The organism is Nocardia sp. NPDC050435, from assembly GCF_040655395.1.
GTDB lineage: Bacteria > Actinomycetota > Actinomycetes > Mycobacteriales > Mycobacteriaceae > Nocardia.
The window spans coordinates 635,580-658,088 of record NZ_JBFAJW010000002.1 but is presented as its reverse complement, the minus strand read 5'-3'; the positions used below and the strand labels follow the sequence as shown (position 1 = coordinate 658,088).

Below are 22,509 nucleotides of genomic sequence, written 5' to 3'. Positions count from 1 at the left end.
CGTCCGTGGCCGATTTAGCCCACAGGAGGTGATTGGTCCGTGCGTCATTACGAAGTGATGGTTATCCTCGACCCGAGTCTGGACGAGCGCACTGTTGGTCCGTCGCTGGACAACATGCTGAACGTCGTCAAGACCGAGGGCGGCAAGGTCGACAAGGTCGACATCTGGGGCCGTCGCCGGCTCGCCTACGAGATCTCGAAGCAGGCCGAGGGCATCTACGCGGTGGTCGATCTGACCGCCACCCCCGCCACGGTGAGCGAGCTCGACCGCCAGCTGGGCCTGAACGAGTCGGTGCTGCGCACCAAGGTTCTGCGCCACGGCAAGTGATCGCGGCCTGACGCGGTCGTCCCGGCCCGATTTCAGCCGGGATCCCGCATGGCTAGCGTCGGTGCCTATGCCTAGGCTCTAGCGCAAAGCGAGTGCAAGGCGGACTGCACACCGAGCAGGAGGAACCACATGGCAGGCGACACGGTCATCACCGTCATCGGAAACTTGACGGCTGACCCCGAGCTTCGATTCACGCCCGCGGGGGCGGCGGTGGCCAATTTCACCGTCGCGTCGACTCCCCGTGTGTTCGACCGTAATTCGAATGAGTGGAAAGACGGCGAAGCGCTTTTCCTGCGCTGCAACATCTGGCGCGAAGCTGCGGAAAATGTCGCCGAATCGCTGACCCGAGGCTCGCGAGTGATCGTGAGCGGCCGACTGAAGCAGCGCTCCTACGAAACCCGTGAGGGTGAGAAGCGCACGGTCGTCGAACTCGAGGTCGACGAGGTCGGTCCCTCGCTGCGTTACGCCACCGCGAAGGTCAACAAGGCCAATCGCGGCGGTGGCGGCGGCGGAGGCGGCTTCGGTGGCGGTGGCGGCGGCAACAACTTCGCCGCGTCCTCCTCCTCCGGTTCCGGTGGTGGCGGCGGTCGTTCCGGCGGCGCCGAAGACGATCCCTGGGGCAGTGCGCCCGCGGCCGGCTCCTTCGGGGGCGGCGGCCGCGTTGATGACGAACCGCCGTTCTGACGAACGGCATACCTCGGGCCTCGGGCCCGATAACCAAACGGAGTTAAACCATGCCTAAAGCGCCCGCGCGCGAAAAGGTGCTGAAGAAGAAGGCTTGCACTTTCTGCAAGGAAGCCAAGTCCGGCACCGTGAAGATCGATTACAAGGACACCACGCTGCTGCGTAAGTACGTCAGTGATCGCGGCAAGATCCGCGCTCGCCGGGTCACCGGCAACTGCGTGCAGCACCAGCGCGATGTCGCCGTTGCCGTCAAGAACAGCCGTGAGGTGGCCCTGCTGCCTTACGTCTCCACGGCTCGCTGAGAAGGGAAGCATCGCAATGAAGCTCATTCTTACTGCTGATGTGGACAACCTCGGTGCGCCCGGCGACACCGTCGAGGTCAAGGACGGCTACGGCCGGAACTTCCTGCTGCCGCGCGGCCTGGCCATCGTCGCCAGCCGTGGCGCGCAGAAGCAGGTCGAGGGCATCCGCCGGGCGCAGGACGCCCGCAAGGTGCGCGACCTCGATCACGCCAACGAGCTGAAGCAGGCCATCGAGGGCCTGGAGTCGGTCGGGCTGTCGGTGAAGACCGCCGGCACCGGCAAGCTCTTCGGTTCGGTCACCCAGGCGGATGTCGCCGCGGCCATCAAGACCGCCGGCGGCCCCGTGGTCGACAAGCGCAGCATCGAGCTGCCGAAGTCGCACATCAAGACCGTTGGCAAGCACGGCGTCGTGGTGCACCTGCACCCCGACGTGGTCGCCAAGTTCGACCTGCAGGTCGCGGCCAACTGAGTTCGGTTCCGAGACCACCCTCGCGTACTGCGCGGGGGTGGTCTTCGGTTGCGCGTCCGCGGTCGCCATTCCTAATAACCGCGAGTTAGCTCTGTCTCGCATGCGACGCCCGGCTATAACTCGGGCGCTTTTTCGGACCTGGTACCACCACCGGTTATTCGGCCTGTGGATTACTAGAAAACAGACCGATCGCAATGTGAGGCGCGGCAGCCTTCTCCACATCCCGCGTTCACCCAACACGCCCGGTTGTTCATCTCGAACGACACGCCGTCACTTTATTAATCCACATGTCGATAGCCTGGGAAACCATTTCCCAGCTGCACGTTTCTGCGGTGTGACCTGGGTTTTCCCCAAGTAGTCCACAGCGGCTGCACACGGCTGGGTGAACACTCCCCAAGTTATCCACAGTTGTGTACACAGGTCGGTTTGGCGACCCGCCGAGACGTCGCCTAGGTTCGTCGCAGCAACGGGTACGAAGATCGGGTTGCACCCCGCCGCAACGGTTTGCTGGCCTCCGCCGGTGAGCGGCGGCGAAACCGCCTGGTGGCGTGGGCAGCTCGGCCGATGTGTCGGTACCCGGGAGTAGAACAACTCATCGATAGTGTGATCCCGGTCGAGGGGACGAGAGGACGGTCGAGTCTGGTGGCAGTCGTCGATGACCGCGGGCACACCTCGGAATTCCCGCCCGAACCCCCCGGCGAAGATTTCGGCCGGCAGCCCCCGCACGACATGTCGGCCGAGCAGTCGGTGCTGGGCGGCATGCTGCTGTCCAAGGACGCCATCGCCGATGTCGTCGAGGTGCTGCGCCCCGGCGATTTCTACCGCCCCGCGCACCAGGCCGTCTACGACACCATCCTCGATCTCTACGGTCGCGGCGAACCCGCCGACCCGGTCACCGTCGCCGCCGGCCTGGACCGCCGCGGCGAGCTCAAGCGCATCGGCGGCCCCCCGTACCTGGTCACCCTGACCCAGACCGTCCCCACCGCCGCCAACGCCGGCTTCTACGCCGAAATCGTCGCGGAGAAGGCCATTCTGCGCCGCCTGGTGGAGGCCGGCACCCGCATCGTCCAGTTCGGCTACGCCGGCGCCGACGGCCAGGACGTCGCCGAGGTGGTCGACCGCGCCCAGGCCGAGATCTACGAGGTCACCGAGCGCCGCACCACCGAAGATTTCATGCCCCTGGAGGAACTCCTCCAGCCCACCATGGACGAAATCGATTCCATCGCCTCCCGCGGCGGCATCTCCCTCGGCGTCCCCACCGGCTTCACCGAACTCGACGAGATCACCAACGGCCTGCACCCCGGCCAGATGATCATCGTCGCGGCGCGCCCGGGCGTCGGCAAGGCCCTGGCCCTGGATACACCGCTGCCGACGCCCACCGGGTGGACCACGATGGGCGCGGTGCGTGTCGGCGACGAACTCCTCGATGCCGCAGGCCGACCTACCCGGGTCCTCGCCGCCACCGAGGTGATGACCGATCGGCCGTGCTACGAGGTCGAATTCTCCGACGGCACAGTGCTGGTCGCCGACGAACAGCACCAGTGGCTGACCGAGACGCGCCGCTCGCGTCGTTCCGCGCAGCAGGCCGCGCGCGGATATAACCGCTACCGCAATCAGCGCACGTTCGCCGAGGTCCGGACCACAGCGGAGATCGCGCGGACGCTGCGTTGTGCCACCGCTGACGCCCGGCTCAACCATTCGGTCACCAACGCGAAACCCCTTCAGCTGCCGAGCCGATCGCTGCTGGTGCCGCCCTACACCCTGGGTGCGTGGCTGGGCGACGGCACCTCGGCCGCCGCGCAACTCACCTCGGCCGACCCGGAGATCATCGCGCGCGTCGAGGCCGAGGGCATCGTCGCGGTTCCCTCCCGATCGACGGCGCTGCGCTACTACCTGCATCTGCCCGCCGACGAGCCGATCTCCGCGCGGGAATGTGTGGTTTGCGGCGCGGAATTCATCCCGTTCACCAGTGAAATCCGCACCTGCGGAAAGTCGTGTGGCGGCAAGGCACGCTTCTTCTCCGAGCCGGTTCCCGCGCCGAGCTGCCCACGTTGCGGCGGGCCGTCGATCGGGCTGCGGCTGTGCCAGGAGTGCCGCAACAGCGTCGGCAGTGTGCAGGCTCGGCTACGGACGATCGGTGTCCTGGGCGACAAGCACATTCCGGTGGAGTACCTGCGCGCCTCGGAGCCGCAGCGTCGCGCGCTGCTCGCGGGCCTGCTCGATACCGACGGCACGGTGACACACGGCGGATCGGTTCAGTTCTCCGTCACCGATGAGCGGCTGTTCCACGATGTGTGCGAACTCGTGGTCAGCCTGGGCTATCGCTGCGGTGTTTCGACCAAGCGGGTGCGCGGGCGCACCGAGGCTTCCTCGACGGCGTACACCGTCACTTTCGCCACCGAGGACGAAGTCTTCGGCCTCTATCGGAAAGCCCTGCTGCACAAGGAACGGCGTGCCGCCAAGAGCACGGCCCGTTCGGGCTCGCGGTACATCGTCGACGTCCGCCGGGTCGACAGCGTGCCGGTACGCTGCGTCGAGGTCGACAACGCCGATCACCTCTACCTGGCCGGCCGTGCCATGGTGCCGACCCACAATTCCACACTCGGCATGGATTTCATGCGGAGTTGCTCTATCAAGCACGGTTTGGCGAGCGTTATTTTTTCGTTGGAGATGAGCCGGACCGAGATCGTGATGCGGTTGCTTTCGGCCGAGGCGAAAATCAAATTGGGTGATATGCGGTCCGGTCGGATGAGTGACGACGACTGGACGAAGCTGGCGCGGCGGATGAGTGAGATCAGTGAAGCGCCGCTGTTCGTGGACGATTCGCCGAACTTGACGATGATGGAGATCCGGGCGAAGGCGCGCCGGTTGAAGCAGCGGCACGATTTGAAGCTGGTAGTGGTGGATTACCTCCAGCTGATGTCGTCGGGTAAGAAAGTCGAATCGCGGCAGCAGGAAGTCTCGGAATTCTCGCGGCACCTGAAACTGCTGGCCAAGGAACTCGAAGTTCCCGTCATCGCGATCTCGCAGCTGAACCGTGGTCCCGAACAGCGAACCGACAAGCGCCCCATGGTCTCCGACCTTCGCGAATCGGGCTCGCTCGAGCAGGACGCCGACATGGTCATCCTGTTGCACCGCCCGGACGCCTTCGAACGTGACGACCCGCGCGGCGGCGAGGCCGACCTCATCCTCGGCAAGCACCGTAACGGCCCCACCGCCACCATCACCGTCGCCCACCAGCTGCATTTGAGCCGCTTCGTGGACATGGCACGGGGGTAGCGCGGCGCCATGGCCGACGCTGGAGTGCCGAACGGGGACGAGGCGACGGTCCTCGAGGTGGTTCGCTCCGGCGATTCGGCGCGGTTCGCGCTGCTCACGGAGCGGTATCGGCGCGAATTGCAGGTGCACTGCTATCGGATGCTCGCGAATTACGAAGACGCGCAGGACATGACGCAGGAGACGTTGCTGCGAGCGTGGCACAAGCGGGAGTCGTACCAGGGGCACGCCGCGCTGCGGACCTGGCTGTACCGGATCGCGACGAACGCCTGCCTCGACTTCCTGGCCAAGCGCAAGGACCGGACGCCGGTGCCGGCCGATCCGACGGCGGTCGGCACCGAGGTGCTCTACCTCCAGCCCTACCCTGACCGGATGCTGCCCGAGGATCCCCAGGATTCGGTGGTGGCCCGGGAAACGATCGAGCTGGCATTCATCGTCGCCGTCCAGCATCTGCCGCCGCGGCAGCGGGCGGTGTTCATTCTGCGCGACATCCTCGGCTGGCCGGCGCCGCAGGCGGCCGACGCCCTCGAGCTGACGGTCGCCTCGGTGACCAGTGCTCTGCAACGGGCGCGCGTGACGGTGCGCGCGGAGCTGCCCGGCCGCCGCCTCGACTGGCGCAGCCCCGCCATCCACGAGGTGTCGAATGACGAACGCGACGTGGTGAAGTCGTATATGACGGCCCACGAACGCAACGACCTCGCCGGGCTGACCGCACTGCTGCGCGAGGACCTGCGCTTCGCGATGCTGCCCGAGCCGGGCACCGCGACCACGGCCGAGGACGCGGTGGACGGCTGGGTCTCCGGCGGGCTCTTCCAGCCCGGCTACGACGACTGGCGCTGCGTCGCCACGACGGTCAACCGCATGCCCGCCGCCGTGCTGTACCGGCGCGTCCCCGGTGACCCGGAGTACCGGTTGTTCAACCTCGCGGTCCTGCACATCGTCGACGGGAAGATCGCCGAGCTGACCGGGTTCGACGCCACCGGCAAACCGTGGTTGGCGCTACCGCAAACGCTGTGATCGAGCACCCTCGAACATCGTCAGCGCCGCGTCTCGTATCGGGTCAGCACCACGCCGCCCGGAAACGTCCTGGTCTCGGCCAGGGTCAGGTTCACCCAGTTGTCCAGCGCCGTGAAGAACGGCGTGCCGCCGCCCACCAGCACCGGCATGGTGACGAGCACGTATTCGTCGATCAGTCCGGCCCGCATGGCCGCGCCGGCGAGCATCGCGCCGCCGATGTCCATCGGGCCCGCGTCTTCGGCCTTGAGCCGGGTGATCTCGGCGACCGCGTCGCCGGTGACCCAGCGGGTGTTCCAGTCGACCGCGCCGGCGGTCGCGGAGAACACCACCTTCGGCATGTCCCGCCAGCGGCGGGCGTACTCGATCTCGGCCGGGCTGGCACCGGGCTGCTGGTCCGCGGTCGGCCAGTGCGAGCTCATCACCTCCCACAGTTTGCGCCCGTAGAGCGCCAGGTCCGTCGCGCCGACCCGGTCGGACCACCACTGGAACAGTTCGTCGTCCGGCGAGGAGTCCGGTCCCTCCCCGGCGCTCCAGCCGAGGTCGTCGCCGGGGGCGGCGATGTAGCCGTCCAGCGTCGCGTTCATGGCGAAGGTCAGTTTGCGCATGGTTGAGCCTTTCGTGAGTCGATTTCGCACCTGTACAGACGAGCGCGGCGGGAAAACCTGATCGGTGCGCTCCGCGGCTCCGCGTTCGGGCTGTTCAGGGCGAAAAGCCGCCGGACTCGGGCTGGTTCGCTGCTTAGCGTCGAGGCATGGCATTCGAGACGAAACAGGCGGGGCTGGGCGCGCCGGTGGTGGTGTTCCTGGCGGTGGCGGCCGCGTGGGGTACGTCGGCGATTTATCCTTTGCAGCCCGCGATCGCCGAAGTCGCGGCAGCGCTCGGGGTTTCGGTGGCGGCGGTCGGCTTCGCCTTGGCGGGTGGGCCGCTGGGTTATCTGGCCGGGCTGGCGCTGGTGGTTCCGCTGATCGATCAGATGCCGGCGCGACGCCTGCTGAGTGTGCAGTTCGGGGCGCTGGCCGCGATGCTGGCGGCGAGTGCGGTGGCCGGGTCGGTGTGGTTGCTGGGCGGCGCGATGGTGTTGATCGGGGCCGCGTCGTCGGTGGGCGCGGCGCTCAGTTCGCTGGCGGGGCGGCTGGCGGCGCCCGGTCGGCGGGCGACGGTGCTCGGGGCGGTGACGGCGGGGATCTCGGCGGGGATTCTGGCGGGCCGGATGGTCGGCGGCTGGCTCGCGGACGCGGTGGGCTGGCGGGGCACGCTGGTGACGCTGGCGGTGGGGTGCGCTGCGCTGGCGGTGGCGGCGCTGCTGATTCCGGCCGTCGCACCGAATGCGAGCAGCGGGTATCTCGGCACCCTGCGGTCGATGCCGGGGCTGTGGCGGCATTTTCCGGCGCTGCGGCTCGCGGCCGTGCGGGGTGCGCTGTGGTTCTTCGCCTTCTGTGCGGTGTGGGCCGGGGTGGCGGTCGCGCTGTCGCAGCCGCCGTATTCGTTGTCCGCGGAGCGGATCGGCTGGTACGCGGCGGCCGGTCTGCTCGGGATCGTGGCCACCCGGGTCGCCGGAGCGTGGACCGATCGGTTCGGCGCGCGCCGGGTGATCCTCGGGGGCCTGGCGCTCGCCGCGGCGGCCGCGCTGGTGCTCGGCGTCGCCCTGCCGAGCGTGGTCGCGACGGTCCTCGCCCTGGCCCTGTTCGACGCGGGCCTGTTCGCCGCGCAAGTCGCCAATCAGAGCACCGTGCTCGCCCTCGATCCCGGTGCCCCGGCCCGGTTCAACAGCGCCTACATGGTGGTCTACTTCGTCGGCGGCAGCGCGGGCACCGCGTTCGGCGCGGCGGCGGTGACCTGGTTCGGCTGGCCGCTGACCGCGCTGCTCGCCGCGGGAGCCATCGGCGCGGCCATGGTCATGACGCGGGCGGACGACACCGCCTCCTGCTGACACGGCGAAGGCCACGCCTGGTTCGGCGTGGCCTCCGGCGCTATTCGGCGACCGGGCCGAAGACCTCGCCGACCAGCCGCTGGGTCGCCTGCTGGAACTCCGCCGAGAGCGACAGGTCGGCGTCGTCGACGTAGTTCAGGGCGGCGGTCAGGGTCTTGGCGCCGTCGCGGGTGCTGTACATCAGCGCACCGTGCCCGCCGTGCCCGCCGTTGTGGGTGATGACGGTGCCGCTGCCGGTCTCCTGGATGAACACGCCCAGGCCGTAACCGACTTTGGCCTCGGGAGTGAGCATCTCCGCCAGCAGCGCCTCCGGCAGCAGCCGCCCGGACAGCAGGGCGGTGATGAAGGTGTGCAGGTCGCGGGTCGTGGAGATCATGTCGCCGCCGCCGGAGATCCAGGACGGGTTCTGGCTGGTGACGTCGACGATCTGCTCGGCGCCCGCGGCGTCGGTGAATCGGTAGTAGGCGTGCGCGTGCGGCTCGGGGATCTCGGTCGAGGTTTCCGGGACGACCGTGCCCGTCAGTTCGAGCGGGCCGAGGATCAGCCGCTGCATCTCGGCGGCCAGCGTGCTGCCGGTGGCCCGCTCGATGACCAGCTTGGCCAGCACGAAGTTGGTGTTGGAGTAGCTCCAGTCGGTGCCGGGTTCGAACCGCGCGGGGTTGGCCAGCGCGACCCGCACCAGTTCTTCGGGCGGGTAGGTGCGGAAGCGGTCCTGCACCCAGTCCTGGCCCGACCACACGATGCCGGGCGCGGTGCTGCCGTCCTCGTAGTACTCGCCGGTGAAGTTGAAGATTCCGCTGGTGTGCTGCAACAGCATGCGCACGGTGATGCGCGGGTCGAGGTCGAACTCGGGCAGGTATTTCGCGACGGCGGTGTCGAGTTCGATCTTGCCCTCGCCCACCAGTTGCAGGGCGACGGTGGCGATGAAGGTCTTGGTGTTGCTGCCGATCCGGACGTGGCCGTCGAGTGGCGGCAGGGCGTCGGCGGCGAGTTCGCCGCGGCCGGCGCGGCCGACCCATTCGCCTTGTTCATCGTGCACGCGCAGCGAGATGCCGACGAAGCCGGTGCCGACGATCTCGTCGATGGTCTGCTGCAGTGCGGTGCGGTTGGTGGTCATGGTGGTCGCTCCTTCGGCGGTGTGTGTTCGGCGCTTCCGTGCCGCTGCGAAGGAGCGTCCACCCTGACCCCGGGTCAACCTCAAGAGTGATCTGGGTCACTCACTGCGGACATCGAGGACCCAGACGACCCCGAAGCGGTCTCGCAGCATGCCGTAGGCGGGAGCCCAGCCCGCCGGTCCCAGCGGCTGCACGACGGTCGCGTCCTCGGACAGGCGCGACCAGTACTCGGTCACCTCCGCGACGGTGTCCCCGCGCACCGAGACGAAGAAGGGGTTCTCTCCCGGTGCGTAAAGCAGACGGCCCGGCACGTCGTAGGCCATCACTCGAAACCCGTTGTCCGCGGCCACCTGTCCCCACATCACCTGATCGGCTTCGGCCGGGTCGCCGACCGCTCCGGCGTCGGCGTAGGTGATCGCGACGAGGTCGCCGCCGAACACCCGCTGATAGAACTCCAGTGCCGCGCGGGCCGTGCCGCGGAAGTTCAGATGGGTCGTGGTCTGGATCGCCATTGTTCGCCTTTCGTCGGGGGCCGGAGGTTCCGGCGCGTGCTCCACGGTCGCAGCGGTAGCGGCCGGGATGTGTCCGCTTCTCCGGGCAGAATCGGCGATGTGCCGAAGACCTCCGCGCGACTGCTCGCCCTGCTGTCCCTGTTGCAGGCCCGCCGGGACTGGCCGGGGGCGCTGCTGTCCGAACGACTCGAGGTCAGCCCGCGCACGGTGCGCCGCGATGTCGACCGGCTGCGCGAACTCGGCTACCGGATCGTGGCGAGCAAGGGTCCGGACGGCGGGTATCGGCTGGACGCGGGCGCGCACCTGCCGCCGCTGCTGTTCGACGACGACCAGGCCGTCGCTCTCGCGGTCGCCCTGCAGACCACCGCCGTGAGCGGGGCCGACCTCGGCGAGGACGCGGCGCGCGCGCTGACCACGCTGCGGCAGGTCTTGCCCGCGCGGCTGCGCCGCCGTCTGGACATGCTGCGCGTCACCGCCGTCGAAACCCCTGCCGCGCCCTCGGATTCGCCGGTCGGCGGCCAGACGTTGCTGGCGCTCGGCGCCGCCGTGCACGCCTGCGAAGTGCTGCGCTTCGACTATCCGCCCGAGACCGGGCCGCCGCGCCGGGTGCAGCCGCACCACCTGTTCACCCGGGGCGGTCGCTGGTATCTGCTGGCCTGGGATCTCGAGCGCGACGATTGGCGCACCTTCCGCGCGGACCGGATCACCCCGCGCGTTCCCACCGGGCCGCGCTTCACGCCGCGCGAGGTGCCCGGCGGCGATCTGGCCGCGTTCGTCAGCGCCCGCTTCCGGGGCTCCGACACCGGCTGGCCGTGTCGCGGCGAAGTGCTCCTGGCGCTGCCCGCCGCCGCGGTCGCGCCCTATGTGCAGGACGGTCTCGTGGTGGCCGCCGGTCCGGACCGCTGCCGGCTGGTGCTCGGCTCCTGGTCCTGGAACGCCCTCGCCGCGGCGCTGGCCAGGTTCGACGCCGACCTCGAGGTCGTGGGCCCACCCGAGCTGAGCGCGGCTTTCACCCGCCTGGCGGAGCGCTGCCGCCGCGCCGGATCGCCCAGAGAGTGACCTGCGACACACAGGTGTCACAACGCGCTCCCACCCGGTGTCTTCATGCCCGAACGCTCGAAACGGAGGAGACGTCATGAGCAAGAACATCGAGGTGGTCGTGATCGGCGGCGGATACGCCGGGGTGATGGCGGCGAACCGGCTGACCAAACGCGACGACGTGAGCGTGACGCTGATCAACCCCCGCCCGCGGTTCGTCGAGCGCATCCGGTTGCACCAGTTGGTGGCCGGCACCGACGACGCGGTTGCCGAGTACGGCAAGGTGCTGAACGAGCGGGTCCGTCTGGTGGTGAACACCGTCACCGCGATCGACGCGCCCGCACGCTCGGTGGCGCTGGCCTCCGGCGCCGCGCTCGGCTACGACTACCTGGTCTACGCCGTCGGCAGCGGCAGTGCCGACCCGCAGGTGCCCGGCGCCGCCGAATTCGCCTATCCGCTGGCGAGTTTGGAGCAGGCCGAGCGGGTGCGCGCGGTGGTCGACGCCGCCCCCGACGCGCCGGTGACGGTGGTCGGCGCCGGTCCGTCCGGCATCGAGACGGCCGCCGAACTGGCCGAACGCGGCCGGCCGGTGACGCTGGTGTGCGGCGGCATCCTCGGCCCGTACCTGCACCCGAACGGCCGGCGCTCGGTGGCCGCGCGCTTGGCCCGGCTCGGTGTGACCGTGCTCGAGGGCCCGGGGACGACGGTGACCGCCGTGACGCGCACCGCCGTGCGCCTGGCCGACGACCGGGAGCTGCCCAGCGCGATCACCCTCTGGACCGCGGGCTTCGGCGTCCCGGACCTGGCCGCCCGCAGTGGCCTGCGCACCGACGCGCTGGGCCGGCTGCGCACCGACGAGACCCTGACCAGCATCGATGACGATCGCATCATCGCGGCCGGCGATTCGGCGGCGCCGTCGGATCTGCCGTTCCGGATGGGGTGCCAATCGGCGGTGCAGACCGGGCCGCAGGCCGCCGAGACGGTGCTCAGCCGCCTGGCGGGCACCGAGCCCGCGACCGTCGACGTGGGTTTCGCCGGGCAGTGCATCAGCCTCGGCCGGCGGCACGGCATCTTCCAGTTCTCGTCCAAGGACGATCAGGCGACCAAGCGCTACCTGGGCGGGCGGCCCGGCGCGCTGCTGAAGGCGGTCGTCTGCTGGAGCACCGTCTGGCAGCTGAGCTACGAGGCGCGCAAGCCCGGCGTGCGCACCTGGTGGTCCGAGGACGACCAGCGCGAGCAGCGGCTGGCGGCCGCGCGCGCCGCGACGCCGACCCGCTGAGCCCGTGCCCGACGCCCGCGACCACCTGTCGCGGGCGTCGAAAATCGCTCGAGCGCCACGCCGTTCGCGCCTCCGATTGTCGGCATGGCGGACAAGCTTTCAACGCGCTGAACTGCGGTCCGGCGGAACGCAGCACACGATCCGTAACACTCGTGGCCCCTGGCACGACAGCATCCGTGACACATGGCCCGTCGGGGGGCGTGTCCATTTCCGCTTGTCACTACATGAAAATGGGGATCAGGACATGGCTTTTCGCGAGTTACTTGCGCGCCATCGAATCGGCGTCGGCGTCGCCGCTCCGGCAGTGCTGGGTCTGGCGGCGATCGTCGGCGCGTCGTTCGCGCTGACATCGCAACCGGAGACCCGCGATACCCGGTTGACCAGCTCGGTTACCGAATGCCACGACATGGTGACCATCTCGGTCGCCGGTCGCAACGACACGCCGAATCCGGAAACCACGGCGATGCTGCTCGACGCCAACGGCAATCCGCTGCCGGCCGCGCTGTCGGGCGATCATCGCAGCGAGTGGGTCGACCCGGTCGTCAACGCGCCCGCCGACGACGTGGATCCGGGTTCCTATCGCGCGGTGTATGTCGCCTACCCGGCGAACATGTCCAGCTACGAGGACTCGGTGAACGCCGGTGTAGCAAACACCAAGCAAGTCATGCGCGAGATCGCGCAGGCCTGCCCGGACACCCGCTTCTCCATCGTCGGCTACAGCGAGGGCGCCGACGTGGTGCGCCGGGTGGCGATGGAGGTCGGCAACCAGGAGGCCGACAAGGACGGCAAGTACGGGATCGTGAACCCCGACGATGTCGTCGGCGTGGTCATCCTGGCCGATCCGGGCCGCTCGGCCGGTGACGGCACCTTCATCGGCGCCAAGGATCCGAACAACCCCGACAACTTCGACCAGAAGTACAACGGCAAGCCGGTTTCGGGGCAGGGCGCGATGCCCGGCACCAGCGGCGGTTTCGGCAAGCTGAACGGCAAGGTCGCCTCCTTCTGCTCCGAGGGTGACCTGACCTGCGCCGCCCCGCAGAACATCTCGCTGCTGCAGCTGGCCGTGAACGTCGGCCGGCAGATCAATGTCGACAACCTGGAGCGCGACGGCCTCACCCCGGCGACGGGCCAGAACGTCGCCGAGGTGCTCGGCCGCATCGCGATGGCCGCCTTCGCGGACATCGCCGCGCAGCCGGACTGGATGAAGAGCGACGAGACGTTCCTGACCGTGCTGCTGCGGGTTTCGGACCCGAGCTACAAGCCGGGCCAGCAGACCCCCAAGGCCACCCCGGTGAAGTCGGAGATCTCCACCGACGAGATGTCGCCGCTGGCCTACCTGCCGCAGAAGGTGCTCAACGAGATCATCGGCCTGATCGTCACCAACCAGAACACGATTCCGGTCGTCATGAGCGATCCGTACAAGTTGACGCTGGGCCCCAACCACACCGGCCACCACTTCGACTACTGGAAGAACGCGGATCCGGAGAACGGCAAGCCGCTCACCTCCGCCGAGTACGCGGCGGCCTGGCTGACACATCTGGCCAAGCAGGCGCAGGCCGGTGAGCCGGTGGACAAGACGGCCACGCCGAAGTCCGAGGACGTGCAGGCCATGTACAAGGCGGTCGAGGAGTCGAAGGCGCCCAAGACCAGCACCACCACCAGCACGGCCACGAGCACGACCGGCAAGCCGTCGACCACGTCGTCCTCGGCGACCAGCACCACGAAATCCGGTGCGGCGGTAGCCTCGACGACTCCGGCGCCGAGCACCACGGTCGCCCCGTCGACCACCGCTCCGAGCACGACGACCCCGGCGCCGACCACCACCGTGGCCCCGACGACGACCGTCGCGCCCACCACCACGGCGGCGCCGACCACCACGGTCGCGCCGACCACGACGTCGGACGCGCCGACCACCACCGAATCGAAGTAACAGCACGACCTTCGAACCAGCGAACCGGCCGGATGCCCATCCGGCCGGTTCGCCCGTTTCCCAGGGCTTCCGGCCGCGTCGAACCGTGCTGCGGGACCAGCGAATTCGATGTCGGATGATCGGATCTTTCGTTAGGCTCCCGGGTGGATCACAGAGCGGAGAAAACCGATGACCAGGCGTGGCTGGGTGCTGTTTCTCGCGATGGGCGCCATCTGGGGCGTGCCGTACGCGATGATCCGGATCGCGGTCGAGGATTTCGACCCGTTCGTGGTCGCCTTCGGGCGCACGGTCCTCGGCGGGCTGCTCCTGCTGCCGATCGCGCTCTACACCAAAACCCTGATTCCGGTGCTGCGGCGCTGGAAACCGTTGCTGGCGTACACCCTGGTCGAGATCACCGGGCCGTGGTTCCTGATCGGCTTCGCCGAGACCACCCTGAACAGCTCGACCGTCGGCCTGCTGATCGCGGCGACGCCGTTGATCGCGGTGGTGCTGGTCACCGTGCTGGGCAGCGAAAGCTTCGACACACGGCGGGTACTCGGCCTGATCGTCGGATTCGGCGGCGTCGCGGCGCTGGTCGGGCTGGATGTCGACCTGACCGATCCGGCGGCGATCGGCGCGATCGCGCTCACCACCATCGGGTACGCGGTGGGGCCGATCATCATCAACCGCTCGCTGGCCGACCTGCCGCCGATGGGCGTGGTGACCGCCTCCCTGCTCCTGGCCGCCGTCCTCTACGCGCCGTTCGCGGCGCTGCGCCGGCCCGCGCACTATCCGGCCGACGCCGTCTGGTCGGTGGCCGGTCTGGCGGTGCTCTGCACCGCCGTGGCGTTCCTGGTGTTCTTCGCTCTGATCAGCGAGGTGGGCCCGGCCCGCGCGACCGTGATCACCTACATCAACCCGGCTGTCGCCATCCTGCTCGGCGTCACCGCCCTGAACGAACCGCTCACGGCGGGCATGGCCATCGGCTTCCCGCTGGTCATCCTGGGTTCGATCCTGGGCACGGCGCGCTCGCGCACTGCCGAGCCGAAAGACGAAGCGCCGGTGGTGCCGTGCGCCGATGTGCCGGTCACGCCCGCCGTCTACGACGGCGACCGCGGGTGAATCCGGTTCCCGGAGTGTTAACGGGGCTGTCTCCGGGTACCCCTTGCGAAAGGGCACGCCTTGCGGGCATCGAATGGTTCCGAGGTGGTGAAGCCATTCTGCCACAAGGCATTTCGCGTGCACCGGTGCTTCCGGTCCGGCTTGCCGAAGAGTTGCGAGCCGCCGGTGGCGCGGTGACCGCGCGAGTGATCCGGGAACCCGGTCCCGGCGAGCGGTGCGAGCAGAACTCCCCTGTTGTGCTGGATGCCACGATGATTCGGCGCACACGCGGCCGGTCGGCCGGGTAACTTTGGACTATCGCGCGACGCCGTGCAGCACCGGGTCGCGCGGGCCCGTCCGACAACGTGGTCGATCCGTTACAAGACTTCACCACTGTCGTCAGGGGGCGACATCTCATGGAGTTACTCGCACCGATCGATGCCATTTTCCTGCTCGCCGAATCCCGGGAACACCCGATGCACGTGGGCGGGCTGCAACTGTTCGAAGCGCCCGAGGACGCCGGTCCCGACTTCGCCCGCGACCTCTACGAGCAGGTGCTGGCGGGCGCGGAGATCAGCCCCACCTTCCGCCGGCGGCCGGCCACCTGGCTGGGCGCTCCGCAGCTGGGCTGGTCCGAGGATCCCGACGTCGAAATCGATTACCACGTCCGGCGTTCCGCGCTGCCCCGCCCCGGCGGTTTCGACCAGCTGCTCGACCTGGCCTCCCGACTACACGGCCAGCTGCTGGACCGGCATCGCCCGCTGTGGGAGGTCCGCGTGGTAGAGGGCCTCAACGATGGCCGGTTCGCGCTGTACACCAAGATGCATCACGCCCTGATCGACGGCGTGGCCGCGCAGCGGCTGATGCAGCGCACACTCACCAGCGACCCGGCCGACCGGGAGATCCGGGTGCCGTGGAATCTGCCGCGCACGCACCGGCCGCCGCGGCCGGAAAGCTCGGCGCTCGGCGGCGCGGCCCGAAACCTGGTGTCCGCCGGCACTTTCGGGCCGAAGCTGCTGCGCGCCGCGCGCGCGGCGCTGCTGGAGCAGCAGCTGACGCTGCCGTTCGAGGCGCCGCGCACCATGCTCAACGTGCCCATCGGCGGCGCCCGCACGGTGGCGGTGCGGTCCTGGCCGATGGAGCGGATCAAGCAGGTGAAGAAGGCGACCGGCAAGACGGTCAACGACGTGGTGCTGGCCATGTCCTCGGGCGCGCTGCGCAGCTATCTGGCCGAGCGGGACGCGTTGCCGGACAAGCCGCTGATCGCCATGGTCCCGATGAACCTGCGCGGCGAGGACGACACGGAGACCAGCGGCAACAAGGTCTGCGCGGCGCTGTGCAACCTGGGCACCGACGTGCTCGATCCCCTGGCCCGGCTGGAGGTGATCAGCACCTCCATGCACGACACCAAGAACGTGTACAAGCAGCTGTCCCCCACCCAGTCCATGGCGCTGTCGGCGATGACGCTGAGCCCGATCGCGATGTCGCTGCTGCCCGCTCTGGTGCAGCGGACGGCGCCGCCGTTCAACGTCGTCATCTCCAATGTGCCCGGCGCGCGGGAGCCGATGTACTTCAACGGCGCCCGGCTCGACGCCAGCTACCCGATGTCGATCCCGTTCGACGGTCAGGCCATGAACATCACCCTGACCACCACCGCCCAGAATCTCGACTTCGGTCTGGTCGGCTGCCGGCGCAGCGTGCCGGACATGGACCGGATCCTCGATCATCTGGAGAATTCGCTGGCCGAGCTGGAGGACGCGATCTAGTCCGGAAACCGCTGGCCCCGGCCGCACCGTCCTGCCAGGATGACCGGATGAGTGCTGATGTCCGGGTGTGTTTCGTCGGGGATTCGTTCGTCGCGGGCGTGGGCGACCCGCTGCTGCTGGGCTGGGCGGGGCGGCTCGGGCAGCGGGCGCACGCCGCCGGCGTGCCGTTGACGTCCTACAACCTCGGCGTCCGGCGGCAGACCTCGGCCGAGGTGCTGGCTCGTTTCGCCGCCGAGTGCGCGCCGCGGCTGCCGTCGAGTTGCACCGGGCGGGTGGTGCTCTCGTTCGGCGTGAACGACGCCATGGTCGAGCACGGTGTACCCAGGGTCGATCCGGAGGAGTCGGCGGCCAACCTGACGAAGCTGCTCGGGCAGGCCGCCGAACGCGGCTGGCCGGTGCTGATGGTCGCGCCGCCGCCGGTCGACGACGCCGCGCACAACGCCCGCACGGCGGAGCTGGACGAACGCTTCGCCGCGATCTGCGCGGCGGCCGAGGTGCCCTACCTCAGGGTGCACACCGCGTTGCGCGAGAGCGCGGTGTGGATGCGCGAGGTCCGCGCGGGCGACGGCGCGCATCCCGGCGCGGCGGGTTACGACGCGCTGGCCGCGCTCGCGCTGCCGCAGTGGCTGGCCTGGCTCGGGCACTGAAACCGCCCGGTGCGCAACGGTTCAGCCGATCCGCCGGACCGTGGCCGCCGCCCGGCGCGCGCGCATGCCGGCCAGATCGATCGGCGCGGACTTCGCGGGCGTGGCCTCGATCGCCTGCCCGAGCATCGGCAGCCAGCGCACGATCTCGTCCCGGTAGGGCCCTTCGGTTTCCAACTGCGAGAGCGTTCCGATCAGCGTGAGCGCGGAGCGGGCGAACGGCGTGAAATACGCGGGCATCGTCAATTGCCGTGTCACATTCGACAAGTCGAGCCGGGTGGTGCGCAGTACCTGGGTGCGCAGCCAGGGTGTGGTCAGCCGATACGAGGAGCGGCGGAACGGCTCGCTGGCCGACATCACCATCTTGAACAACGCGTCGATATCGAAAACCCGGCTGGATTCCACGAATCCGTGCCGGCGCGCGGCCAGTTCCAGATCCCGGGGGCCGCCTTTGAAAATGGCGGTGCAGTAATCCAGGGCGAGTTGGTCGAATCCCGCGGGCGGCCACGGGCAGCAGGCGCCGAAATCGACGATGCCGAGCCGGCCGTCGGGCAGCACCCGGAAATTGCCGGGATGCGGATCGGCGTACAGCAGTCCTTCCCGGGCCCAGCCCGACAGCACGAAACGCAGCATCAGCATGCCCAGCCGGTCGCGTTCGTCCTGACTGCCGCCGGCGAGCACCCGGGTCAGCGGTGTGCCGTCGAGCCATTCGGTGATCAGAACGTCGCCGTGCTGGGCCACCACGTCCGGCACGCAGAAATCCGGATCGCCGGCGTAGGCCGCGGCGAACGCGCGCTGATGCTCGGCCTCGGCGGCGTAATCGAGTTCGGCTCGCACGCCGTCGCAGATCGCCTCGGTCACGCCCTTCACATCGGCGCCGGCCAGAAATACCGTGGCCAGGACGGAAATACGACGCAGTTGCAGCAGATCGCCCTCGATCGCGGAGCGCGCGCCGGGGTACATGATCTTCACCGCGACCCGGCGGCCGTCGTGCCACACCGCGCGGTGCACCTGGCCGATGGACGCGGCCGCCGCACGGCGATCGTCGAATTCCCGGAACTGCTCCCGCCAGCGCGAACCCAAACTTTCGGACATGGCCGCGTGCACCATCGCCGGCAGCATCGCCGGGGCCGAATCCTGCAGCTGGCCGAGCGCCGCGGTGTAGGGCTCGGCCACCTCGCGCGGCAGCGCCAGGCCGTAGATGGCCAGCAGTTGCCCGAGCTTGGCCGCGCAGCCCTTCAGCTCACCCAGCACCTCGAAGATGTGCTGAGCCGTGCGCAATTGGATATCGCGGTTGATCTCGCTCGAGGAACGCCCGAGTACCCGCTTGCCGACACCGGCGGCCTGCCGCCCCGCATACGCCACCGGCAGTGCCGCGAGTTTGGCGTTGCGCACCGAACTCCGCACCGGCGGTTTCCCTGTCATGAATCACCTCACACTCTGCGCTGACCAGTGTTACCGCAGGTGCGGTATGACACAAGAGGGCCTAGACTGTCTGGGACGTAAACGGAATCTGATTCCCGGCTACCAGCGCGGGACAGACTTGAGAGGTGGCATCGATGGGATCCCAAACGGTAGTCGCCGACGTTGCCGACGAATTGGCGCGCCGGGTTGCCGCAGGGGAATATCAGCCAGGGGATTTGATGCCCTCGGTCCGCCAGGTCGCCGAGGAATTCCAGATGAACCGTGCGACCGCGCAGCTGACCCTCGGCCGGCTGGAGTCCTACGGTTTCGTCGAAGCACGCCGGGGCAAGGGGTTCACCATTCGTGACGTCCGGGAGGCGGGCGGCATCGATGTGTACCGGCATCTGTTTCGTTTCTCCAGTCCCGAGGTCGCGCTCGAAATGTTCCGCGACATCGTGGAAGTCGAACGCGGAATCGTGATGGACGCGCTGCTGGCCTACACCGGCAGCACCCAGGAAATCGATCCGGCGGAATTGAAATCCGCCGTCGACGAAATGGAAGCGCTGGCGCGACTGGAGGTTCCGGATTTCCACCGGATTCTCGACATCGAGCTGACGCTGGTGCGAAAGCTGCTGTCCAGCATCGGGTCGACGATGCAGCGCGCGATCCTGAACTCGATCGGCGACATGGTGCTCGAGGTGCCGGAGGCGATCGAGGCGTTCTTCGCCGGCGCCGCCGACCTGCACGTGCTGGTCTGGCGCGCGCTGATCGCGGTGTGGGAGTCCGGTTCCGGCCCCTCCGAGGCGCAGCTGGCGCTGTTCGAGGACCTGTTCGGGATGTACCACGAGAAGGTCGTCGCGCGGTTCACCGAACTCGTGGGCACCGACGCCGCGGCCGACGAGGTGCACGCCGCCACCGCCTGACGAGCCGGTTCCCGCGGCCCGGTCATCCTGCCGTCTCAGACGATATGGCTAGGAGTGCTTCGGCTCGAGCGGGTCGGCCGGAACGCGGCGTTCGGCGGGCAGCAGGCTGCCCAGGATCGTGCTGATCCGGGGGCGCTGCTCGCCGACCAGGCCCGAACCCACCAGCACGCCCAGGGCGATCGACAGCACGGTGAGCAACGCGGAGACGATCACGTGCAGCCCATTGGGATTGGATTGCGCGATCAGGTCCGAGACGCCGGTGAGCCCGATGCCGCCGGGCACCAGCATCCAGAACGCGGGCAGGAACGCGACCTGGGACGGCGGCGCGTTCCGGCGGCGCTGCACCAGGTACGCGGCGGGCACCGCGATCAGCCCGCCGAGGAACGCGCCCAGCACCTGGCCGGAGAAGTGGTTGCCCAGGGCCTGGGTCGCGTAGGTCACGTAGAGCACGATCAGCAACCAGCCCAATGATTTCCGGGGCGCGCTGGCCCGCCAGGAATGCCCGATGCCGATCAGCAGCACGCCCAGGAACGGCGCCCACCAGCCCAGCCGATCCACCCCGCTGGACTCCGGGACGGGGTGCTTGCCCAACCCCTGCAGGCCGATCAGCAGCCCGAACGACAACAGCAGCAGCACATTCATGCCGTAGATGAGCCGGCTCGCGCCCGCCACCATCGATCCGGTGGCCAGTTCGATGGTGCCGTTGGTGAGCATGGCGCCGGGCAGCATGGTCGCGATCGCGGGGATCAGCAACTGACTGGGATGACCGCCGGACAGCTCGTCGGGAAACCGGAACGCCACCCAGGACACCAGCGTCGCGGCGGTGACCGGCAGCGCCAGCGAGAGCAGCGGGATCTTCTGCGCGAGCCACACCAGCACCCCGACCAGCACGCCGAGCACGCAGTAGCCGACCAGCGCGTGCTTGACCGGATTGAGCATCAGGCCCAGCCCCAGGGTGAGCACGACCTGTCCGAGCATGATCAGCAGCACCGGGTTGCGCGGCTCGGATTCGAAGATGCGCTGCAACGCCTTGGTTACCTCCACCGGCGGCGGCAGTTCCCGCTTCACCCGGTCCAGCAGGCGGTACAGGGCAGCGATCTGATCCAGCCGCAGCGTGTCCACGGAGGCGCTCATGATGTCCACCGAGGCGCCCTTGGCGTCCTGGATCCGGACGAAGACACCGGTCGGCAGGACGAAGAAGTGCACGCCCTCCGCGCCGTAGCTGTGCGCCAGCTCGTCGAGCATCGTCTGCACGCGATTGGTGGTCTCACCGGCGCCGATCAGGGCTACGCCGAGCCAGCGCAGCAGGTCGAGCAGATCCGCCGAGACCGGCGGCTCCTCCAGGGGCGACGGTTTCGGCGGCGGGGGCGTGCGGGCGGCGGCCCAGCGGCGCAGCAGGAAATCGGCGAACCCCTGGAACCGCGCGTCAGCCCAGGAGCTCACCCGTCCGGAGTTCACCTCGCTCGCCCACCTCCCTGCCGACCGCCAGTTCGGCAAGCTTATGGCAACCATCGGCGCCGGACGCAGAAGAAGCGGCTCCGCGCGGCGGGCCCCGCCGACGCGACGGGCCGCCCCGACCGAAACGGTCGAGGCGGCCCGAACAGTTTGCGCGACAGCCGGTTACAGCGCTCCGTTGAGCTTGTTCAGCCGCTCGCAGGCGTCGACGTACTCCTGGATCAGGCGCGCGACCACGTCCGCGGACCGCTCGACCTTGTTCATCATGCCGACGATCTGGCCGACCGGATTGAAGTTCACGTCCTTGGCCTGCTCGGGGTAGCGGTGCCCGCGCTTGACGCCGTCCAGGGCGACCATCATCTGCAGCGGCATGGGCAGCGGCTTCGGGTTCTCCGGCTGCTCCCAGGCTTCGGTCCAGTCGTTCTTGAGCATCCGGGCCGGCTTGCCGGTCCAGGCGCGCGAGCGCACGGTGTCGCTGCTGGTCGCGTCGATGTAGCTCTGCATCTGGGCCGGCGGCACATTGGCCTCCTCGACGGTGAGCCAGATCGAGCCGGTCCACGCGCCGGCCGCGCCCATCGCCATCGCGGCCGCGACCTGGCGGCCGTTGCCGATGCCGCCGGCGGCCAGCAGCGGCAGATCGCCGATGGCGTCGATCACCTGCGGCCACAGCACCATCGAGGAGACCTCACCGCAGTGGCCGCCGCCCTCGGTGCCCTGGCAGACGACGAAGTCCAAGCCGGCTTCCTTGTGCTTGAGCGCGTGCTTCACCGAACCGCACAGCGCGCCGATCAGGCGGCCCGAGTCCTGGATCTGCTTGATCACGTCATCGGGCGGGGTGCCCAGCGCGTTGGCGACCAGCTTCGCCTTGGGGTGCTTCAGGATGACTTCGATCTGCGGGGCGACCGTGGTGGCGGTCCAGCCCAGCAGCTGGTTGTGGTGCTCCTCGGCGGGCAGGTGCGGCACGCCGTGATCCTCGAGCAGTTTCTCGGCGAAATCCCGGTGGCCCTGCGGAACCATCTCGCGCAGCTTGGCTTCCAGTTCCTCGGGGCTCAGGCCCTCGACGCCCTTGCCCTCGTACTTGGAGGGAATCACCAGGTCCACGCCGTAGACGCCGGTGACGTGCTCGTCCAGCCAGCTCAGTTCGACCTCCAGCTGCTCGGCGGTGAAGCCGACCGCGCCGAGCACGCCGATGCCACCGGCATTGCTGACCGCGGCGGCTACGTCGCGGCAGTGGGTGAAGGCGAAGATGGGGAACTCGATCCCCAGCCGGTCGCAGATTTCGGTACGCATGGCGTGCTGGTCTCCCTCGGAGTAGATACAGACCTATAACGGGTTACAGAGCGGTCTGGCCGTGTTCT

General features: G+C 68.9%; 20 protein-coding genes. 14 read left to right on the top strand and 6 right to left on the bottom strand.

What is annotated here, in order from left to right:
• Positions 1-39 precede the first annotated feature (39 nt).
• The 6 genes from rpsF to AB0I43_RS07375 all read left to right on the top strand — a co-directional run bounded on the left by rpsF (position 40) and on the right by AB0I43_RS07375 (position 6,075).
• Positions 40-327, top strand: coding sequence for a 30S ribosomal protein S6 (gene rpsF / locus AB0I43_RS07400; protein ID WP_356972024.1), 288 nt, complete (start codon positions 40-42; stop codon positions 325-327).
• Positions 328-456: 129 nt separating this feature from the next.
• The gene (locus AB0I43_RS07395) at positions 457-1,011 is read left to right on the top strand and encodes a single-stranded DNA-binding protein (protein ID WP_356972023.1); all 555 of its coding nucleotides are present in this window, start codon (positions 457-459) and stop codon (positions 1,009-1,011) included.
• A 50-nt stretch (positions 1,012-1,061) separates the two neighbouring features.
• Positions 1,062-1,313 carry a 30S ribosomal protein S18 gene (rpsR, locus tag AB0I43_RS07390; protein WP_209885537.1) on the top strand — a complete coding sequence of 84 codons (252 nt, stop codon included), beginning with the start codon at positions 1,062-1,064 and terminating at the stop codon, positions 1,311-1,313.
• A gap of 16 nt (positions 1,314-1,329) precedes the next feature.
• Entirely contained in the window at positions 1,330-1,782 is a 453-nt protein-coding gene (gene rplI, locus AB0I43_RS07385) for a 50S ribosomal protein L9 (protein ID WP_356972022.1), read from the top strand.
• A 642-nt stretch (positions 1,783-2,424) separates the two neighbouring features.
• Complete coding sequence (dnaB, locus tag AB0I43_RS07380) at positions 2,425-5,061, top strand: replicative DNA helicase (RefSeq protein WP_357431539.1); 2,637 nt, start codon at positions 2,425-2,427, stop codon at positions 5,059-5,061.
• A 9-nt stretch (positions 5,062-5,070) separates the two neighbouring features.
• Positions 5,071-6,075, top strand: coding sequence for an RNA polymerase subunit sigma-70 (locus AB0I43_RS07375; protein ID WP_357431537.1), 1,005 nt, complete (start codon positions 5,071-5,073; stop codon positions 6,073-6,075).
• A 20-nt stretch (positions 6,076-6,095) separates the two neighbouring features.
• On the opposite strand, the gene AB0I43_RS07370 is transcribed toward AB0I43_RS07375, so the two are convergent.
• Positions 6,096-6,680 (bottom strand): dihydrofolate reductase family protein, encoded by a 585-nt coding sequence (locus AB0I43_RS07370; protein WP_357431535.1) that lies wholly within the window; start codon positions 6,678-6,680, stop codon positions 6,096-6,098.
• A 146-nt stretch (positions 6,681-6,826) separates the two neighbouring features.
• On the opposite strand from AB0I43_RS07370, the gene AB0I43_RS07365 reads away from it, so the two are divergent.
• Positions 6,827-8,005, top strand: a complete 1,179-nt coding sequence (locus tag AB0I43_RS07365; RefSeq protein WP_357431533.1) for an MFS transporter — start codon at positions 6,827-6,829, stop codon at positions 8,003-8,005.
• A gap of 40 nt (positions 8,006-8,045) precedes the next feature.
• Here the strand turns inward: AB0I43_RS07365 and AB0I43_RS07360 are convergent, their stop codons facing one another.
• Both AB0I43_RS07360 and AB0I43_RS07355 read right to left on the bottom strand, forming a co-directional pair.
• Positions 8,046-9,122, bottom strand: coding sequence for a serine hydrolase domain-containing protein (locus AB0I43_RS07360; RefSeq protein ID WP_357431531.1), 1,077 nt, complete (start codon positions 9,120-9,122; stop codon positions 8,046-8,048).
• Between the two features lie 96 nt (positions 9,123-9,218).
• Positions 9,219-9,632: a VOC family protein gene (locus tag AB0I43_RS07355; protein WP_357431529.1), complete on the bottom strand. Its 414-nt coding sequence runs from the start codon at positions 9,630-9,632 to the stop codon at positions 9,219-9,221.
• Between the two features lie 99 nt (positions 9,633-9,731).
• Between AB0I43_RS07355 and AB0I43_RS07350 the strand changes: the two genes are divergently transcribed.
• From AB0I43_RS07350 to AB0I43_RS07325, 6 genes are all read left to right on the top strand, one after another.
• Positions 9,732-10,691 carry a WYL domain-containing protein gene (locus AB0I43_RS07350; RefSeq protein WP_357431527.1) on the top strand — a complete coding sequence of 320 codons (960 nt, stop codon included), beginning with the start codon at positions 9,732-9,734 and terminating at the stop codon, positions 10,689-10,691.
• Positions 10,692-10,767: 76 nt separating this feature from the next.
• Positions 10,768-11,949, top strand: coding sequence for an FAD-dependent oxidoreductase (locus AB0I43_RS07345; protein ID WP_357431525.1), 1,182 nt, complete (start codon positions 10,768-10,770; stop codon positions 11,947-11,949).
• 244 nt (positions 11,950-12,193) lie between these two features.
• Positions 12,194-13,879: a cutinase family protein gene (locus AB0I43_RS07340; protein ID WP_357431523.1), complete on the top strand. Its 1,686-nt coding sequence runs from the start codon at positions 12,194-12,196 to the stop codon at positions 13,877-13,879.
• A gap of 168 nt (positions 13,880-14,047) precedes the next feature.
• A complete protein-coding gene (locus tag AB0I43_RS07335; RefSeq protein ID WP_356972012.1) occupies positions 14,048-14,980 on the top strand; it encodes a DMT family transporter in 933 nt (310 codons plus the stop codon).
• Positions 14,981-15,375: 395 nt separating this feature from the next.
• Positions 15,376-16,725, top strand: coding sequence for a wax ester/triacylglycerol synthase family O-acyltransferase (locus AB0I43_RS07330; RefSeq protein WP_356972011.1), 1,350 nt, complete (start codon positions 15,376-15,378; stop codon positions 16,723-16,725).
• A 47-nt stretch (positions 16,726-16,772) separates the two neighbouring features.
• Positions 16,773-17,372 carry a GDSL-type esterase/lipase family protein gene (locus AB0I43_RS07325; RefSeq protein ID WP_357431521.1) on the top strand — a complete coding sequence of 200 codons (600 nt, stop codon included), beginning with the start codon at positions 16,773-16,775 and terminating at the stop codon, positions 17,370-17,372.
• A 21-nt stretch (positions 17,373-17,393) separates the two neighbouring features.
• On the opposite strand, the gene AB0I43_RS07320 is transcribed toward AB0I43_RS07325, so the two are convergent.
• On the bottom strand, positions 17,394-18,794 hold the full coding sequence (locus AB0I43_RS07320; protein WP_357431519.1) for an AarF/ABC1/UbiB kinase family protein: 1,401 nt from the start codon (positions 18,792-18,794) through the stop codon (positions 17,394-17,396).
• A gap of 134 nt (positions 18,795-18,928) precedes the next feature.
• Between AB0I43_RS07320 and AB0I43_RS07315 the strand changes: the two genes are divergently transcribed.
• Entirely contained in the window at positions 18,929-19,696 is a 768-nt protein-coding gene (locus AB0I43_RS07315; protein WP_356972008.1) for a GntR family transcriptional regulator, read from the top strand.
• A 48-nt stretch (positions 19,697-19,744) separates the two neighbouring features.
• On the opposite strand, the gene AB0I43_RS07310 is transcribed toward AB0I43_RS07315, so the two are convergent.
• Positions 19,745-21,139 carry a threonine/serine exporter family protein gene (locus tag AB0I43_RS07310; RefSeq protein WP_357431517.1) on the bottom strand — a complete coding sequence of 465 codons (1,395 nt, stop codon included), beginning with the start codon at positions 21,137-21,139 and terminating at the stop codon, positions 19,745-19,747.
• A gap of 177 nt (positions 21,140-21,316) precedes the next feature.
• Complete coding sequence (locus AB0I43_RS07305; RefSeq protein ID WP_356972006.1) at positions 21,317-22,441, bottom strand: nitronate monooxygenase family protein; 1,125 nt, start codon at positions 22,439-22,441, stop codon at positions 21,317-21,319.
• Positions 22,442-22,509: the final 68 nt, after the last annotated feature.